At 32.9% G+C, this 1,031-nt stretch carries 1 protein-coding gene; it reads right to left on the minus strand.

Annotated features, from left to right (window positions below):
* Positions 1–765 (minus strand): replication initiation protein (locus KGF70_RS16920; protein ID WP_216786527.1); only part of this gene is annotated, 765 nt, incomplete at its 3' end.
* Positions 766–1,031: the final 266 nt, after the last annotated feature.

A 1,031-nucleotide genomic window follows, 5' to 3' on the forward strand; every position in this document is an offset into this window, starting at 1 on the left:
TTCTGTTAATTCGCCATTATGCTGAATGTTAAAGAGTTTTTGACGTTCATCTTGAAATTGACCTTGTGAGAAGTCATTAGCGTTTTTCTTTTCAGACTTCCAAGTAAAAGAATACCCAATCACTGGTTTTCCGCGGCCTTTACCATATTTTTTTCTAACCGTTAGGCCTCTAAAAAGAGGCGTAAGTTCCTCTTTGATGGGTTTTAAAACGGATTGATTTATATTGCTACTTTTATAGCTTTTAGGGACATCTAATAGCTCGTTAAAGTCTGCAACTGAAAAGTAAGCGTACCCAGTAGTTCTAAATTGTTTTAGTAACCGAAACATGGTTTTTGCGTAGCTACTTTTTAAATCTCTGAATTCTGATAAAGCATAACGAACCCAACTTTCCAGCTCATTTAATAATTTTATAGCTTTGGGGTAAATTTTAATATCAACATAAGGATCATCAGCATGGCCGTTTATCTCAAATTCGGTAAACATAACAAAAAATTCACGATGCAGCCCATCTTTACTACGCCTTCCAAAGCGTAAGCCTAAAATTTTTTGATAAGTACTTTCAATATCGTCAATAAATCGGTTATTTGCTGTAGGTTTATATGCACTTAATTCTTTTAATTGATCAAATGAAAACCTTACAGTTTCGTCACCCTTGTCACGCATTCTAGAAACTATTGAGAAGAATAAATTCATTTCAACAGGAGTGAATTTTCGAAGTGGGATTGTATTTAATTCAGGATCATATTTAACAATTTCATTACTCAAATGAAGCACCTCTTTTAATGAATATGGTTTTATGAATATATAATACTACAAAACTCTATCTATAAACAGACAAAACTCTATCTATAAACAGACAAAACTCTATCTATAAACAGACAAAACTCTATCTATAAACAGACAAAACTCTATCTATAAACTTCTGTATTCCCTGGGAGAGTAAGGATCAAGAGGGGTCTAAAAGAGGTTTAAAAGAGGTTTATAAAAGAGGTATATAAGAGGCACCACTGTACGAGATACAAACCTAAAAC

Origin of the sequence: Lactiplantibacillus sp. 7.2.4 (assembly GCF_018991185.1) — a bacterium.
Lineage (GTDB): Bacteria > Bacillota > Bacilli > Lactobacillales > Lactobacillaceae > Lactiplantibacillus > Lactiplantibacillus pentosus.